The sequence below is a fragment of the Pseudoalteromonas sp. bablab_jr010 genome (assembly GCF_016464105.1).
GTDB lineage: Bacteria > Pseudomonadota > Gammaproteobacteria > Enterobacterales > Alteromonadaceae > Pseudoalteromonas > Pseudoalteromonas simplex.
Genome location: NZ_JACDWV010000199.1, coordinates 162,566 through 179,021, shown reverse-complemented (window position 1 = coordinate 179,021; position 16,456 = coordinate 162,566). Strand labels below are relative to the sequence as shown.

Annotated in this window: 17 protein-coding genes, 1 pseudogene and 1 riboswitch; of the genes and pseudogenes, 13 read left to right on the top strand and 5 right to left on the bottom strand. The window is 40.7% G+C overall.

The window, feature by feature from the left end:
• Window positions 1-155: 155 nt before the first annotated feature.
• Window positions 156-1,304 (bottom strand): acetylornithine deacetylase, encoded by a 1,149-nt coding sequence (gene argE, locus JIG37_RS20535; protein WP_194441810.1) that lies wholly within the window; start codon window positions 1,302-1,304, stop codon window positions 156-158.
• A gap of 221 nt (window positions 1,305-1,525) precedes the next feature.
• Between argE and argC the strand changes: the two genes are divergently transcribed.
• The 9 genes and pseudogenes from argC to JIG37_RS20490 all read left to right on the top strand — a co-directional run bounded on the left by argC (window position 1,526) and on the right by JIG37_RS20490 (window position 9,468).
• Complete coding sequence (gene argC / locus JIG37_RS20530; RefSeq protein ID WP_166340582.1) at window positions 1,526-2,536, top strand: N-acetyl-gamma-glutamyl-phosphate reductase; 1,011 nt, start codon at window positions 1,526-1,528, stop codon at window positions 2,534-2,536.
• Window positions 2,536-3,294 carry an acetylglutamate kinase gene (gene argB, locus JIG37_RS20525; RefSeq protein WP_138599667.1) on the top strand — a complete coding sequence of 253 codons (759 nt, stop codon included), beginning with the start codon at window positions 2,536-2,538 and terminating at the stop codon, window positions 3,292-3,294. Before argC ends, argB begins: the two co-directional genes overlap by 1 nt.
• Window positions 3,295-3,301: 7 nt before the next feature.
• The gene (locus tag JIG37_RS20520) at window positions 3,302-4,222 is read left to right on the top strand and encodes an ornithine carbamoyltransferase (protein ID WP_054551090.1); all 921 of its coding nucleotides are present in this window, start codon (window positions 3,302-3,304) and stop codon (window positions 4,220-4,222) included.
• Between the two features lie 9 nt (window positions 4,223-4,231).
• Window positions 4,232-5,434 carry an argininosuccinate synthase gene (locus JIG37_RS20515; protein WP_166340583.1) on the top strand — a complete coding sequence of 401 codons (1,203 nt, stop codon included), beginning with the start codon at window positions 4,232-4,234 and terminating at the stop codon, window positions 5,432-5,434.
• A gap of 52 nt (window positions 5,435-5,486) precedes the next feature.
• Window positions 5,487-7,351 (top strand): annotated as a pseudogene (gene argH, locus JIG37_RS20510) (argininosuccinate lyase).
• A 252-nt stretch (window positions 7,352-7,603) separates the two neighbouring features.
• Entirely contained in the window at window positions 7,604-7,810 is a 207-nt protein-coding gene (locus JIG37_RS20505; protein ID WP_199530179.1) for a hypothetical protein, read from the top strand.
• Window positions 7,811-7,817: 7 nt separating this feature from the next.
• Complete coding sequence (locus JIG37_RS20500; protein WP_199530178.1) at window positions 7,818-8,345, top strand: hypothetical protein; 528 nt, start codon at window positions 7,818-7,820, stop codon at window positions 8,343-8,345.
• Between the two features lie 71 nt (window positions 8,346-8,416).
• On the top strand, window positions 8,417-8,887 hold the full coding sequence (locus tag JIG37_RS20495) for a hypothetical protein (RefSeq protein ID WP_199530177.1): 471 nt from the start codon (window positions 8,417-8,419) through the stop codon (window positions 8,885-8,887).
• Between the two features lie 47 nt (window positions 8,888-8,934).
• Entirely contained in the window at window positions 8,935-9,468 is a 534-nt protein-coding gene (locus tag JIG37_RS20490; RefSeq protein WP_166340586.1) for a hypothetical protein, read from the top strand.
• A gap of 9 nt (window positions 9,469-9,477) precedes the next feature.
• Here JIG37_RS20490 and JIG37_RS20485 read toward each other — a convergent pair whose 3' ends face one another.
• Both JIG37_RS20485 and coaD read right to left on the bottom strand, forming a co-directional pair.
• On the bottom strand, window positions 9,478-10,854 hold the full coding sequence (locus tag JIG37_RS20485; protein ID WP_199530176.1) for a capsule assembly Wzi family protein: 1,377 nt from the start codon (window positions 10,852-10,854) through the stop codon (window positions 9,478-9,480).
• The gene (gene coaD, locus JIG37_RS20480) at window positions 10,851-11,333 is read right to left on the bottom strand and encodes a pantetheine-phosphate adenylyltransferase (RefSeq protein ID WP_054551099.1); all 483 of its coding nucleotides are present in this window, start codon (window positions 11,331-11,333) and stop codon (window positions 10,851-10,853) included. Before coaD ends, JIG37_RS20485 begins: the two co-directional genes overlap by 4 nt.
• Window positions 11,334-11,550: 217 nt before the next feature.
• Here coaD and JIG37_RS20475 point away from each other — a divergent pair, with 217 nt between their 5' ends.
• Window positions 11,551-12,204: a TetR/AcrR family transcriptional regulator gene (locus JIG37_RS20475; protein WP_138619258.1), complete on the top strand. Its 654-nt coding sequence runs from the start codon at window positions 11,551-11,553 to the stop codon at window positions 12,202-12,204.
• A gap of 108 nt (window positions 12,205-12,312) precedes the next feature.
• Window positions 12,313-13,770, top strand: coding sequence for a tRNA uracil 4-sulfurtransferase ThiI (gene thiI, locus JIG37_RS20470; protein ID WP_062566412.1), 1,458 nt, complete (start codon window positions 12,313-12,315; stop codon window positions 13,768-13,770).
• A gap of 75 nt (window positions 13,771-13,845) precedes the next feature.
• Here the strand turns inward: thiI and JIG37_RS20465 are convergent, their stop codons facing one another.
• Window positions 13,846-14,739, bottom strand: coding sequence for a 2-dehydropantoate 2-reductase (locus JIG37_RS20465; RefSeq protein ID WP_199530175.1), 894 nt, complete (start codon window positions 14,737-14,739; stop codon window positions 13,846-13,848).
• Entirely contained in the window at window positions 14,732-15,082 is a 351-nt protein-coding gene (locus tag JIG37_RS20460) for a VanZ family protein (RefSeq protein WP_055021578.1), read from the bottom strand. The genes JIG37_RS20465 and JIG37_RS20460 overlap by 8 nt, the downstream gene beginning before the upstream one ends.
• A gap of 157 nt (window positions 15,083-15,239) precedes the next feature.
• Here JIG37_RS20460 and JIG37_RS20455 point away from each other — a divergent pair, with 157 nt between their 5' ends.
• Together JIG37_RS20455 and JIG37_RS20450 are read left to right on the top strand one after the other, a co-directional pair.
• Window positions 15,240-15,722 (top strand): YajQ family cyclic di-GMP-binding protein, encoded by a 483-nt coding sequence (locus JIG37_RS20455; RefSeq protein ID WP_054551104.1) that lies wholly within the window; start codon window positions 15,240-15,242, stop codon window positions 15,720-15,722.
• A gap of 143 nt (window positions 15,723-15,865) precedes the next feature.
• Window positions 15,866-16,105 carry a hypothetical protein gene (locus JIG37_RS20450; RefSeq protein WP_054551105.1) on the top strand — a complete coding sequence of 80 codons (240 nt, stop codon included), beginning with the start codon at window positions 15,866-15,868 and terminating at the stop codon, window positions 16,103-16,105.
• Between the two features lie 191 nt (window positions 16,106-16,296).
• A riboswitch (cobalamin riboswitch) is annotated at window positions 16,297-16,451 on the top strand.
• The last annotated feature ends 5 nt before the right edge of the window (window positions 16,452-16,456 follow it).

Here is a 16,456-nt window from a genome sequence, read left to right as displayed (position 1 = left end):
TAAGTGCCTGTGAAGCGCCCGAAGGGTTGGTTTAAAAGCGATTTATACTGCGTTATTGATTTTAACAATAGAACCACTATTACTTGCAATCAATGCCTTGCCTAAATCGCTTTTAATTCCAACTGAAACTCGCATCTTGAGGTGGTTTGGGTATATTAACTAAAGCAGCTTGCTTTAATCATGTTACTGATAATCGCTTGTGATGGTTTAATTTTTTCCATCGCCAAAAACTCATCTGGCTGGTGGGCTTGGTTAATTGAGCCGGGCCCCATGACGATGGTTTCGCAGCCAAGCTGTTGAATAAAAGGGGCTTCTGTACAATAGTTTACAGCGACAGCGGGTTGACCTGAGATTTTTTCGGCCAGCTTTACAAGTGCTGTATCAGTGCTACCACTAAATGCTGGGATAGGTTCATGCATGTCGATAACGCTCACTGCATTTGGGTATTGGGCATTAATCTCTTCTGCGGCTGTTAGCAAAATCGCTTGTAGTTCTTGCACACTTAAACCAGGTAAAGGCCGCATATCAATGTGCATTTCACAACAACCACAAATGCGGTTGGCATTATCGCCACCATGAATATGACCAAGGTTCAAAGTAGGGTACGGAATTTCAAAGTGCTCAACTGAATATTTATTCTTTAATTCTTCTTTGATGATTAACAATTTTGTAATCATTTTATGCATGACTTCGATGGCGTTTAAACCACGTTCAGGATCGGAACTATGGCCTGAGCGACCAATTACTCTAATGGCTGTACTCATATGACCTTTATGAGTAAATACCGGCGTCATATCTGTTGGCTCACCAATAATACAGCGCGCTGGTTTTAAGTCTGGGTGACGGCAAATTTGTTGCGCACCTGCCATTGTGGTTTCTTCATCGGCTGTGGCTAGGATTAAAAGTGGCTCTGTTTGCTTAGTTTCATCAAGCTCGCTGATAGCCTGTAGTACAAAGGCAAAAAAGCCTTTCATATCGATACTACCTAAGCCATATAGTTTATTGTCATGCTCGCTGAGTTTAAATGGATCGTAGTTCCAGCGGCTATCATCAAATGGCACAGTATCAGTATGACCTGCAAGCATTAAACCGCCATCTCCTTTACCGCGTTTAGCTAATAAGTTGTAACGGCCTTTGCCGTTTTCAAGCTCTGTTATTTCACATGTAAAACCCAGGCTTTCGCACCAGTCTGCGAGCAAGGTAATTACCCCTTTATTGCTCATGCACAAAGAATCTTCAATCGCACTAATTGAAGGGGCAGCAATTAGCTGCTGATACATAGATATAAAAGAGGGTAGCGACATAAAAAAATCCAAAAATAATTATTCAATCTAATTGCATAACAATATAAAAGTATTTATGATGAATATCAATTCACTTTTTGAGCATAAATATTAGTAAAGCTGTGCGATGAACACGAAACGACGATAACCTGATTTGATTACTTTAGACAGTGTTTTTATTCGCAATTGAGCGAGTAATTTTAGGCGTATCGATAAACAGATTTAATAGGTAAAAGTAAGCAATGAATGTAGTGATTATTGGCGCAAGTGGTTATAGCGGCGCAGAGCTAGCAAGTTTAGTTGCTAAGCACCCCAAACTGACCCTACAAGCATGTTATGTGTCTGAAGGGAGTTTAGATAAAGGCAAATTATTAAGCGATTTATACCCTGAGCACCTTGGATTGTTAGAGTATCCACTACAACCTCTAACAGCTGAGGCTTTCCAAGATATCGAAAGCAATGCTGACTATGTATGCCTGTGTACTGATCACAAGGTCAGTGTTGATCTTGCTCCGAAATTTTTAGCCATGGGTAAAAAAGTATTCGACCTATCTGGTGGTTTCCGTTTAGCTGGGAATGAGGATTACCTGACTTATTACGGTTTCGCACATGAACACCCTGCGCTTTTAGAGCAAGCAGCGTATGGTTTAGCCGAATGGAATAGCGATGCAATTAGTAAAGCGGACCTTGTAGCTGTAGCGGGTTGTTACCCAACAGCGGCTCTTAATTCTTTAAAACCACTTAAAGAAGCAGGGCTATTAGCTGATCAAGCCATTATTGTTAATGCGGTGTCAGGTGTTACAGGCGCTGGCAGAAAAGCCAGTGTTAACACGCACTTTTGCGAAGTGTCACTTGCTCCTTATGGCTTGTTTAACCACAGACACACACCTGAGATTGAGCAGCACCTTGGTCACCCTGTGTTATTCACCCCACATTTAGGTAATTTCCCTCGCGGAATCTTAGAAACTATTTATGTGCAATTAAAACCAGGCGTAACAGTAGAGCAAGTGAGCGCGGCGTATCAAGTGTTAGCTAACGAGCCGTTAATTCGTTTACTTGGCAATAAAATTCCAAGCATTAAAGGCGTCGCTAAACAACCATTTGTTGATATTGCATGGCAGCAAAAAGGTGAGCAACTCATCGTTATGTCAGCGATTGATAACCTTCTAAAAGGCGCAGCTGGGCAAGCATTACAGTGTATTAATTTAGCCATGGGTGAACCTCACCACACTGGTTTGGTAGGAGCGCTGTAATGAAAACTTGGATCATTAAAGTCGGTGGTGCTGTGTTAAATAGCGCAGATGCCGCAAAAGCGCTTTTTGATGTTTTAGCCTCTGAACAAGATAACTTTGTTATTGTTCATGGTGGTGGTGCCTTGGTTGATGCTTGGCTTAAAGACGCCGGCTTTGTAACTGCAAAACATCAAGGTTTACGTATCAGCCCAAATGAGCAAATGCCATATATTGTTGGTGCTCTTGCCGGTTGTGCCAATAAACAATTGATGAGCCAAGCAATCAGCGCTGGCCACAAACCTGTTGGTTTAAGCCTTTATGAAGCGGGTGTACTGGTATCTGAAAAACTTAAAGTATTGGCGCAAGTAGGTCAGTGCTCAGGTAGTTGTGACAGCGTGCTACCTAGCATGCTTGAACAAGGTCGTTTACCTCTAGTGAGCTCTATTGGTTTTGGGGAAGATGGCCAATGGTACAACGTCAATGCAGATGAAGCTGCAGCGGCTATCGCTAAAGAGCTTAATGCAGAACTTATTTTTATGACAGATGTAGAGGCTGTGCTTGATGCCAATAAGCAGCCACTACATCAACTTAATACGCAGCAAATCGAAACACTTATCCTTGAAGGAGTTATTCAGGGCGGGATGGAGGTCAAAGTAAAGACCAGCCTTCTTGCTGCCCAACATTTACGACGTGGTGTGTATATCTCAAGCTGGCTGAAGCCAGAGAACTTAGTCGCTTTATTAAAAGGCGAGCATGTAGGAACGAAAATTACACCATAGGTATTTCATGTTAAAAAATTTCTTAAATGGTCTTGAATTAGACCAAAAAGGCGCACTTAAATTACTAAACTTAGCGCAAAAAATTAAAGCAAACCCAACAGACTTCAGCCAAGCATTAGCGGGCAAATCAGTGGTTACCTTGTTTGAAAAGCCAAGTTTACGTACTCGTTTATCATTTGATATTGGTATTAATAAACTGGGTGGTCACGCAGTTTATTTAGATTCACAAAATGGTGCCATGGGCGCTCGTGAATCGGTTAAAGATTTTGCTCTTAATATCTCAACTTGGGCTGATGGCATTGTTGCTCGCGTGAATGCGCACAAAACACTGACCACACTTGCTGAATATTCATCGGTGCCTGTTGTTAATAGCCTATGTGATTTATATCACCCATGCCAAGCACTTGCTGACTTTTTAACGCTGCAAGAAGTGCATGGCGATGTTAGCAAACTAAAGCTTGCTTACTTAGGTGAAGGTAACAACGTCACACACTCTCTAATGCTATTAGCAGCCAATTTAGGCACTGATTTTGTTGCAGTTTGTCCTAAAGGCAGTTCGCCAGATTCGCAAATTCTTAAGCAAGCAGAGCAAATTGCAGCAATGAATGGTGCGTCTGTTATGGTGAGTGACAGAATTGAGGCGGCAGTTGGCGCAAATGCAGTCTATGCTGATACCTGGGTTTCAATGGGTGATAAAACACCGCTTGAGCAGGTAAAAGCTAAATATATGCCTTATCAGCTTAACCAAGCCCTATTAGAGAAAACCGGTGCGCAGACTGTACTTCACTGTCAGCCAGCGCATCGTGAGTTTGAAATTACCTCTGAGGTAATGGATGGTCCAGCATCAAAAATTATTCAACAAGCAGAGAATCGTATGCACGCGCAAAACGCTCTACTTGTCACATTATTAAATCCAAATTTTGTTTAAGGAACACCAATGAGTTCAATTAAAAAAGTCGTATTAGCCTATTCTGGTGGTCTTGATACATCGGCAATCGTGCCATGGTTAAAAGAAAACTACGGCTGTGAAGTAATCGCGTTTGTCGCTGATGTAGGCCAAGGCGCAGAGGAGCTTGAAGGCGTTGAAGAAAAAGCCATTGCTTCAGGTGCGTCGGAATGCCATATCGTAGACTTAAAAGGCGAAATGGTCAGTGATTATATTTACCCAACTTTAAAAACGGGTTCTATTTACGAAGGCACTTATTTACTAGGTACGTCTATGGCGCGTCCAATCATTGCTAAAGCGCAGGTTGAAATTGCCCGTAAAGTAGGTGCTGATGCGCTTTCACATGGTTGTACTGGTAAAGGTAACGATCAGGTGCGTTTTGAGTCATGTTTCGCAGCCCTTGCACCAGATCTAAAAGTGATTGCACCATGGCGTGAGTGGGACTTATCAAGCCGTGAATCATTACTTGATTACTTAGCTGAGCGTAATATTCCGTGTTCTGCGTCAGCTACGAAAATTTATAGCCGTGATGCGAATGCTTGGCATATTTCTCACGAAGGTGGTGAGCTTGAAGATCCATGGTGCCAACCAAGTGATCAAGTATGGACATGGACTAACTCGCCAGAGCAAGCACCTAATGAAGCAGAATATGTAACATTAAACGTTGTTGAAGGTGAAGTGGTTGCTGTTAACGGTGAGTCATTAAAACCATATGACTGCTTAGTTAAATTAAATGACATTGCTGCGCCGCATGGTGTGGGTCGTGTTGATATCGTAGAAAACCGTTTAGTGGGTATGAAGTCGCGTGGCTGTTATGAAACACCTGGAGGCACTGTGATCATGGCAGCTCTTCAAGCGATTGACGAGTTAGTGCTAGATAAATCAAGCCGTAAATGGAAAGAAGTGCTTGGTGGTGAGTTCTCTCATTTAGTCTATGATGGTCGTTGGTTTACGCCATTAAAAGACTCGATTCTTGCAGGTGCTGAATCACTGTCTAAGTTAGCAACGGGTGAAGTAGTACTTAAGCTTTATAAAGGCCAAGTCACTGCGGTACAGAAAAAATCACCGAATAGCTTATACAGCGAAGATTTCGCAACCTTCGGCGAAGATGATGTATATGACCAATCTCATGCAGAAGGTTTCATTCGTTTATTCTCGCTTTCAAGCAGAATCTCAGCACTAACGAAAAAGTAATTTAATTATTGCCCTGCATTGCAGGGCAATAGCCGAATTTGGAGACAGTTCAATGGCACTATGGGGCGGACGTTTTTCTACGGGTCCAGATGAAGCGTTTAAACAATTCAACGATTCACTTCCTTTTGATTATCAACTTGCAGAGCAAGACATTATTGGTTCAGTTGCTTGGGCTGGGGCGTTAAAACAAGTAAACGTTTTAAACCAGCAAGAATACGATGACTTAGTTGCAGCACTTAATAAGCTGTTAGATGAAGTTAAAGCAAACCCACAAGCAGTTGCTGTAGCAGGGCATGAAGATATTCATTCTTATGTTGAATCAGCACTGATTGATAAAGTGGGTGACCTTGCTAAAAAGTTACACACTGGTCGTAGTCGTAATGACCAAGTTGCAACAGATTTCCGCTTGTGGTGTCGTGATACAGCTGAGCATATCCTTGCAGCAATCGCAGAGCTGAAAGGTGAGTTTATTGCCTTAGCTGAGCGTGAGCTTGGCACTATTTTACCGGGTTACACACACTTACAGCGTGCACAACCTGTGTTATTTAGTCATTGGTGTATGGCTTATGTTGAAATGCTTGAGCGTGATGAGAGCCGTTTAAGCGATGCCAAAAACCGTATGAACTATTGCCCACTTGGTAGCGGTGCATTAGCCGGTACTGCGTACCCAATTGATAGGCAAATGCTTGCCGAAGGGTTAGGCTTTAATGGTGCCACACGCAATAGCCTTGATGCTGTATCAGATCGTGATTTTGTGGTTGAGCTATTAAGCTGTGCATCGATTTCGATGATTCACTTATCGCGTATGGCCGAAGATTTAATTTTCTATAATTCGGGTGAAGCGGGCTTTATTGAGCTTTCTGATGGGGTAACATCAGGCTCTTCACTAATGCCGCAAAAGAAAAACCCAGACGCACTAGAGTTAATTCGTGGTAAAACTGGCCGCGTTTTTGGCGCATTCAGTGCCATGATGATGACACTTAAAGCGCTACCACTTGCTTACAATAAAGATATGCAAGAGGACAAAGAGGGCTTATTTGATGCGATGCCAACTTGGCTGGCATGTATTCATATGGCGCAAGCGTGTATCAAAGGCATTAAAGTTAATGCAGATAAAACATTAGCAGCTGCAAAAGGTGGTCACTCAAATGCGACTGAACTTGCTGATTATTTAGTGGCTAAAGGTATTCCATTTAGGGAAGGTCATCACATTGTTGGTACGCTCGTGCAAATGGCTATTGCACAAGGGAATAACTTAGAAGATTTAAGTTTAGAGCAATTTAAGTCAGTGCATAGCATTTTCGAATCAGATGTATATCCTGTATTAGAAATAGACGCCTGTATTAAAGCAAGACAAGCGCAGGGTGGTACCTCTCTCGAGCAAGTAACAAGTGCCATCAAATACGCAAAAAAAAACAGCAAATAGCGGTACGTGACGCAACCTTAAATGATGTTGAGTCTATCGCTAAGCTTATTCAGCATTGGGCTACGGTAGGTGAAAACCTACCACGAGCTAAAAGCGACATGATTCACTCAATTAATGAGTTTGCTGTCACTGAAGTTGAAAACCAAGTTGCTGGCTGTGCCTCGCTTTATATTTACGATACTGGCCTTGCTGAAATTCGCTCGCTCGGGGTGGACCCCGAATCACGAATTGCCGGGCAGGGACGTCAACTTGTTGAACATTTGCTAAAAAAAGCCAAAAGCTTGGCGCTTAGTCGGGTAATTGTTCTGACAAGAGTGCCAGAATTTTTTGCAAGCCAAGGTTTCAGCTTTTGTAGCAAAGACAGTTTGCCAGAAAAAGTGATCAAAGATTGTGAGCTTTGCCTTCGTAAAGATAATTGCGATGAAGTGGCAATGGAATATATTTTAAAGCCAAGTAATAGCGCGGTGATCCCGTGTAAACACGTGGCTTAATTTTCCCTGGATAGGAAAAACGCACGGTTACCCCTGTGCGTTTTTTTATGTCTGAAATTTAGATTTACTGACTTTTATGATCAAAATGATCAACTTTTGTAAAAGTTGGATCGTTAATTGCTTTTATTATCAATGCGGTGGCAACGTCGCGATGAAGTATAAAAAAGCGTCAAAAAAATGAGAACGCTTAACTCAGCTTACAAGCTATTGTAAGCTACACTGAAAAAACAATTAACTTAAAGGAATTAACTTATGCAAGTTTCAAACAATAGCCAATTGCAAATGCAAGCTTATAGCCAAATGCAACAAACAAAGCCTGCTTTGGAACAAACTACTAGTAATAAAACCCTGCAATCTGATACAGTAACTTTATCAAAAGAAGCGCTGTCTTTATCAGGTGGTGTAGAGATTCAACGTGGCGGTGGTGCAATGCTCCCACCTAGCAAGAAAGAGTACTAGGAACTGAATGTCTTTTATAGAGCAACTAGGTTTTTTTTCCCTATCCGCAATGAGTGCGTGGGGATTTTTAATGGCGTTCTTTTTTAATATTTTTGTTTATTGTATAGATGAAAATAAAAGAAAAACCACGTTGCTCTTAAGCTCATTTATAATGATGCTCTCCTATCTAGGAGGGGATTATTTTTTCAATTGGATAACTTATACTGCTACTACTTTTCTAGATTGGGCTCTTTATGATCTAGCTACACTTACATTCTTGGTTGTTTCTTTCTATTTTGTAAAACGTACTACGCCTTCATTTATTTATCTTATTGTAGGCTTGATAATTAACACAATTTTGTTCCTTTCTGTTTACCTAGACGTTGAAGTTTATAAAAATACCACTCATTGGATTTTATGGGATGTGTATTCTCTCGGAGTCAATATAGTTGACTTTACAATGATTATTGCTCTAATTGTTGATCGCGACTTTCTATTCTTAAATAAATTGAAAAACTTTGTTTTTGCTTCTGCAAAGACTCATAAATTAGCTTAATAATAACAGCCATGTACATAAGTGACTTTGTCGGAAGTTTGATAGGATCTTTCATTGAATGGGGGTTCTTAATGGCTTTTCTTTTTAATTTAGTGACCCACATTAATAAACCTGATAAACGCTTAGTTATTTTGGCGTTTATAATGATGGTTTCATACTTTTTAAGTGGTATTTTTAACTTATCTATTTATAGCTATCTAAACTGGTTTTATTTCGACCTGCTAACCATAACAACAATTTTAGCGTGGATTTGCATTACAAAAATAGGCACTTTTAATGCGATCTACTACATTGTCTTCGGGTTGCTTTTAAACGCAACTTTGATGATTAGTATATTTTTAGATATTTTTGTTATCGAAAACAGAACACCTTGGGCACTCTGGAGTATCTATTCGTTTGGAGTAAATACCGTTGATATAATTATGCTCATTGCATTGATTACGAATCGCGACTTTTTTCTTTTGCATAAACTTTGCCGTCTTATGAAATATAAAATTAGAGCGTCATTTTTAGATAAACCTGAACACCTTACTAACGCTTAATGAAACTCGTAGTATTTTTAGAGTAGCTAAATTTTAAGACTTACTTCATGCTTAAACTAATCCAAGACAACTTTGGAGTATACCTCGCAGCATTCATCATGTGGGGGTTTTTGATGTCGTTTCTTTATAACATGGTAAAGAAATCATCTGTACCGAATGGTGACAAAACAGTGATGTGGATCTCACTTGCACTGTTTATTTCTTACATGATGAGCGACCCATTACTCAATATCGCGCTTGGTTATGATATGTTAGATTCAAGCTTTGCCTATGTCATATGGGCGCTATCTGATTTAACAATTCTGCTAATTGTATGGTTAATTGCTCGAAAGCGAAATCTTGCACAGGCTCCAGCTAAGCTTTATGTGTACACTGGGCTTCTCGTCAATTCATCACTGTTTTTAGCCATGTATTTCGATATTAACTATGCTTATACTGGAAGTTGGTGGTTTTGGGATGTTTACAGTATCACTGTGAATCTGATGGATATCATGATGCTCATCGCCCTTTTCAGTAATAAAGATTTTCTAGGGCTTGTGAAGCTATATAGGCGAGTTCGAGGCCAAGCTGAACCAGCTTGACCTCATTAGTTAGAAACGGAATTCCCAACTGGTTCTAAGGGCTGTGTTTGTTTCTGACTCATCGCCTATTTCATCTTTTGAAATAAGCCCCGTCACTTTCCACAGACCATTAAAGACAGATTGTTGATAACCGAGTTCTAACTGCAGCTGACTCATATCTGATGCGAGCTCAGCTTGCGCTGCTTCGCTTTCAATCCAACGAAGCTTAGCATGGCCACCATAACCGTTTAGAGTATGGTAATAGGCGCCTAGGATAGCCGATTTACTTTGTTGTGGTGTTGAGCTGCCGATTAAACGTGAGCGTTGTGTATAGCTACCAGAGCCATATACGCAATCACTAATTTGCTCACAAGTTTGCTCTGTATTGGAGTATTCAAAGTAGCTTTTTAATAGACTTTCTTTCGAGCCAAAATAGCTTTCAACACCCAGCGTATAAAATGGCTCTCTCGGTGCTAAACCACTTTCATTTCGACCCATTACTTCAGCATAAAATGCCACAGGTTGCGCCGCTAAAGAGGTTGAGTACTTAACATCTAAGCTAGTTAAACGGTGTGTTGATTCACTGCTTTCGAGTGTAACAGGGTCAATTTCTAAGTTAGTTAAATAATCAGAGCCTGCACTGTTAATTGCTATTTCAAGGCCTGTTAATGGCGTACTTGCAAATCGGAGCGCCCAAAAGTCACCGTCATCTGAGCTATTTAGATATGGCTTTTGTTTGGCGTAAATACCCGTTAACTGCCAGTTACCGATAAATGATAACCAACTTGGGCCTACATATTGTGTATTTGCTCTGGTAAAGCGCACGCCTTTCATTGGCGCCGTATTATTTGATAGTAGTAGGGCGTTATCGTTACTTGGCCCCCACCAATGGCTTACTTGCTCTGCACTAAGTGACCAATTACCCAGAAGTATGGCTAAATAGCTATCTTGGTAAGTAACATGCTGCTTATCAAGGGCGTCATCGGCGTAATTTACACTGACTTTAGCGCTAACACGCTTCCCTGTGATTGAACCATAACTATTTACACCGCTTTCTTGCTGGTGGCGTTTACCAAACCCTTGCTGAGACAGTGGCTCGCTGTTGTAGTTTAGGCGAATACCTGAACTAGTTTTTTGCTTTGCATTATCAAGAGCATGTTTTACATGCTGGTACGCAAATAAGCTTTGCTCATCAAGTTGGCTGGTATTGGCAACGTCTAGGTCCCGTGCGATACCTTGCCACATTAATGGGTAGCTATTAATAGGCTGTTTAATAATGCCTTGGTTAAATAGCATTTCGATTGAAGCGCGAAGCAGTGGGTCGTCGCTTTCTATCCATGGCCCAGCAACACTTGGCGCAGAGATCATTAGTAATGCAGTTAAGCTAATGAACTTTTTTAATTTCATCCGTGAATTTTATCCTGTAAGGCTTTGGCTACAATAGGGTCAACAAACTCGCTCACATCGCCATTGTGGCGTGCAACTTCTTTAACTAGAGTTGATGATATAAACGAATTCTTTTCTGCTGGTGTTAAAAATACACTTTCTAGATCAGGGTTTAGACGACGATTCATATTAGCTAACTGAAATTCATAGTCAAAGTCAGACACAGCACGAATACCGCGAATAAGCACTTCGGCTTTATGGTCGCGAGCTAAATCAGCCAATAAGCCAGAAAAACCAATTACACTCACGTTATCAAGGTGCGCCAAAATCTTATTAGCAAGTTCAACACGCTCATCAAGGGTAAAGCAGGGTTGTTTACTAGGATTATGCGCAATGGCAACAATCACTTTATCGAACATTTTTGCCGCGCGATGAATTAGGTCTGTATGGCCATTTGTAAGTGGGTCGAAAGTGCCCGGATAGATTGCAGTAACGTTCATAACTATCAGCGATTTATAAATTTGCTTGCTATATTAACAGTGTTTTCTCGACTATGCAGCTTAGAAAATACGCGTATCGGATTAGGAACCTTCACCTATATAAGGTACTAAGCCGATTGAGGTTAATATTTTTCAAGGTAGTATTTAATTGTCGCGCATTTGTTTATACTGCTCGGCTGGGGACCGTAATAATCATAAAAAACAGAGTAAATAGGCTATGAGCACAAAGGACAAGATCATACACACCAGCATCGAATTATTTAATCGCCACGGTGAGCGTGCCATAACAACTAACCATATTGCTTCGCACATGGGGATAAGCCCAGGTAACTTGTATTATCACTTTAAAAATAAAGAAGATATTATTCGCCACATATTTGCTTTGTATAGCGACCATTTACATACCCACTTTAAACCACTGACTCCTGACGATGATGCACTAGAAAACCTAGCGGGCTATCTTGATTCGCTATTTGAACTTATGTGGCGTTTTCAGTTTTTCTACGACAACTTAGGCGATATTTTATCTCGTGATGAAGAGCTGAAAAAAGGCTACATTGCGTTTCAAGCTGAGCTTTTGGAGCAAGTAAAAGAGGTACTTTTTGCATTACGAGAAGGCGGTATCATTTGTATTGAAGACGAAGATGTCACAGAGCTTGCGCATATGCTTAAAATGACCGTGAGCTTTTGGACACCTTACATCAAAGCTCGCCGCTTAAGCGGCGAACTTGCCAGAGCCGATATTTATAACGGTATTTTAAAGGTATTGCTGCTATTAAAAGCCCATTGCACCGAGCAACACTTAGAGCAAGTAAATCAATTAAGGGCAAAGTATTTAGCCCTTGCTGAAACAGAGCAAAGCGAACAATAACCCCGCAAAGCAGTTTATTTCCTAGACGCTATAATTTTTGTTATAATCGCGCGCCCTTGAGGTTGCTATACCTTAGGGCGTGTGAAATCCACAGTCTAAGAGTGAACTATGCTTAAATTTATCGTCAAATTACACCCTGAAATCGCGATCAAGAGTAAATCTGTTCGTAAGCGTTTTACCAAGTTATTAGAAAATAACATTAAGATCGTTTTGCGTCGTGTTGACGAAAAAGTGCAGGTAAGAAACAACTGGGACAATATCTCTGTTGTTAGCTTGCTAGAATCTGAGCAAGTTCGCTTAGATATTATCGATGGCTTAAAACGCATTCCAGGTATCGTACAGTTTATTGAAGTAACAGAAACAGACTTCGACTCAATTGACGATATTTACCAAAAAGCACTTGAACTAATCGGCCACACGATTGCAGGCAAAACCTTCTGTGTGCGATGTAAACGTTCTGGTAAGCATGATTTCACATCGAGCGATGTAGAGCGCTACGTTGGTGGTGGTTTAAACCAGCATGTTGAAGGTGCACGCGTTAAATTATCTCACCCTGAAGTGACTGTTCGCTTAGAAGTACGTGATGATAAAGCATATATTGTAACTCAAACTCACTTAGGTATGGCGGGCTTCCCGTTGCCAACACAAGAAGATGTATTATCGCTTATGTCGGGCGGTTTTGACTCTGGTGTTGCTAGCTACCAAATGATCCGTAAAGGTGCACGTACTCACTTCTTGTTCTTTAACTTAGGTGGTGCGGCTCACGAAATCGGTGTTAAGCAGGCGAGTTATTATATCTGGAAACAGTTCAGCTCTACTCACAAAGTGAAGTTTGTTACTGTTGATTTTGAACCTGTTGTTGCTGAGATTTTAGAGAATGTTGAAAACAGCCAAATGGGTGTTGTGCTTAAGCGTATGATGATGCGTGCCGGTAGCCAAGTTGCAGAAAAACTAGGTGTACAAGCGCTAGTGACTGGCGAAAGTATTGGTCAGGTATCAAGCCAAACATTGGCTAATCTAAGTGTGATTGACCGTGTGACGGAAACTTTAATCATTCGCCCGTTAATCCAACACGACAAGCAAGATATTATCAATATTGCGCGTCAAATCGGCACAGCAGAGATGGCAGAAAGCATGCCTGAATACTGTGGCGTCATTTCTAAAAAGCCAACGGTTAAAGCTAAAATCAAAACTATTCTTGCCGAAGAAGCTAAGTTTGACTTCGACGTGCTAAATACAGTTGTTGAAAATGCACGTGTGATGGATATTCGCGATATCGACACCGAAGCAAAAGAAGAGGTGAAAGAAGCTGAGTCTGTATCTGATTTACCTGAAGGGGCGGTTGTTGTTGATATTCGCTCACCTGAAGAAGAAGACGCAAACCCACTAGAACTTGAAGGTATTGAAGTTGTACATTTACCTTTCTTCCGCTTAGCAACTAAATTTGGTGACTTACCAAAAGATAAAGAATATTACTTATATTGTGCTAAAGGTGTGATGAGTCAGCTACAAGCGCTGATCTTGCACGAAGAAGGCTTTAGCAACGTAAAAGTGTATCGTCCGTAAGAGATACTGATAAAAGCGCGAAATGTTCGCGCTTTTTAATACCTGAAATCATTACGAGAACTTTCCCCTTGTAGCTTAACTTTTTATTTTTATCATGCTGAGCAGTGCTTGATTATAGGGGGTTTTTATTCCTAACTTAGCGCCTTGCTCGCACACATAACCACAAATTGCATCAATTTCAGATTCTCGATTATGGCTGATGTCTTGTTGCATAGAAGAAAAGTTTTCAGCGGTGGCTGTCATCACAGAGTAGGCTTGATCCAGCGCCTCGCTGAGTTTTACTTTAACCCCCTGTTTTTTGGCTACCAGGCACGCCTCATTAAGTAAATTAATAATACGCGTGCTAAATTGCGGTGCACGTAGCTGGCCATTTTTTACGTTATGAATCGCTGTTAACGGGTTAATAGCAATATTCACTAACAGTTTCTGCCATCGCAATGAGTGAATATCATCACTCACAGAAAAGTGTGGTAAGTAACTAAACTGCTGCTTAAGTTCACCGAGGTTTTCACATGCAGCCGCATTACATGCACCTAGCACACTTTCACCATCACCTGTATGGCTCACACTATAAGGCGTTGTTTTAAAACCAGCTAAACGCGTTGTTAAAAACGCCAACCCTTGCGTTTTTAAAAGCTGAGCATTCAGCTCATCAACATTACCCATGCCATTATGAGAAATAACGACTTGGCATGTTTTACTGAGATAAGGCTTTACTTGCCCAAAGGCTGTTTGCACCTGGAATGCTTTTACTGTTATTAACACCAAGTCAAAGGGGGCGGATTGGCTTAGCTCTTTGTGATGTATAAGGCGAGCTTTAATCGGGTGTGATTTACCATTACTCGCTTGATAAAAACGCGTGGTCAGGGTTGGCTTACGGGTCAGTAATGTAATGTCATGTTGTGCAGATAAAAAATGGCTAAACAATAAGCCAATCGCACCGTCGCCAACAATTAAAATGTTAGCCATTACGTTGTTTACTACCTAAATGAAAACCAAGTTTAATGATAAAGTAGCTAACTGCACCGATAAAATCAGCGACAAAATCCCCAACCGAAGCTTGACGATAAGGCAGCATATCTTGCATAAATTCTATGGCTGCACCATATCCGGCTAACAGTAAAATTTGCACCATAAGTGGCAATTTAAAGGCTTTGTCCATCACCATGGCCAGTACAAAGAAAATACCAAAATGCGCCACTTTATCAACGTGTGGAAAGAGGTTGCTCACCCCTTTAATTTCTTTGGCAAATAAAATTGTAAAGCCAATAATGCTGGCTAAAAAGATAACTTGGTAAACACGCCTTGTCACAATAAACCCTAAAAATGCCGAAATTGAATGGCCAGTATAACAAACAATTTTTGCATCGCACCTGAACAAGTCGGATAAAAATAGAAAGAATCGACAAATAAGCGTTATAATTGCCAACCATAAATGAATTTAAAAAAGACTATGTTAGGAGAACCCCATGCCTTCATTTGATATTGTTTCTGAAGTAGAAATGAACGAAGCGCAGAATGCAGTAGATAATGCAAAGCGTGAACTAGAGACACGCTTTGATTTTCGTGGTGTTGATGCATCAATCGAACTAAGTGACAAAGTAATCAAGTTAAAAGCAGAAGCACCACAACAAGTTATGCAACTTTTTGACATTCTTGCTGCGAAAATTTCAAAGCGTGGCTTAGATGTATCTAGCCTTGAGCTTAAAGATGAGTCGCGTAGCGGTAAATACGTAATGCGTGACGTTGCTCTTAAGCAAGGTATCGAAAAAGACGTAGCGAAGAAAATCGTTAAGTTAATCAAAGACTCAAAGATCAAAGTACAAGCTGCTATTCAAGGTGAAGAATTACGTGTAACTGGTAAAAAGCGTGATGATTTACAAGAAGCAATGCAAGTTGTTCGTACTGCTGATTTAGGTCAACCATTCCAGTTCAAAAACTTCCGCGATTAATACTCTATGTTTTTAGCTTTAAGCTGTAAGTTTTAAGCTATAAGCCTACAAGTTTCTGAACTTTACAAGGAGTGTATTTTGAGACAAATATTAGGTTACAGAGAAAAAGATATCTTCTAGCTATTTTCAGCTAGAGGATATTTATGTCAGTAAAAAACAAAGCAATAGATCGTAATAAACACGGTAAAATAAACAGAAAATACACAGGCCCACACAGTACTTATTTTTACCAACAAACACCAAGTTGGTGGGTGAAAATGACGATGACCAAGCCAAGAAGACGTTTAAATAAAGCTCTTTGTAAGCTTGTGCTTAATGGTGCTGACCCAGAAGGAATTGTTTTTCCGTTAGGAAACTCGAAACCCCATGAGTATTTCTGGTAATCATTGTTTTATAAAAGCCAATCAGCCATGCTGATTGGCTTTTTTACTTTAGGCTTACACCTTAGCACTTAACTTGCAGCTTGAAGCTTTAGACTTAAAACTTTAGTTTAGAAGTATAGCCGTCCATTGACTTTCCTCCCCAAAATCATCACAATAACGGCCTATTTTCGAGGTGCTTGCTGTATCTTCAGATACGTTTTATTTCAAAGGGTGAAATAGTCGCAAGATAATCGGGAAGTTGGTGCGTTTTCAGGGAGAAAACAATGCCAACACTGCCCCCGCAACGGTAATGTAGATGCCATGCATGTACAGAGTCCGGAGACCGGCCTTGAAGTAACTTACTATTCGCGT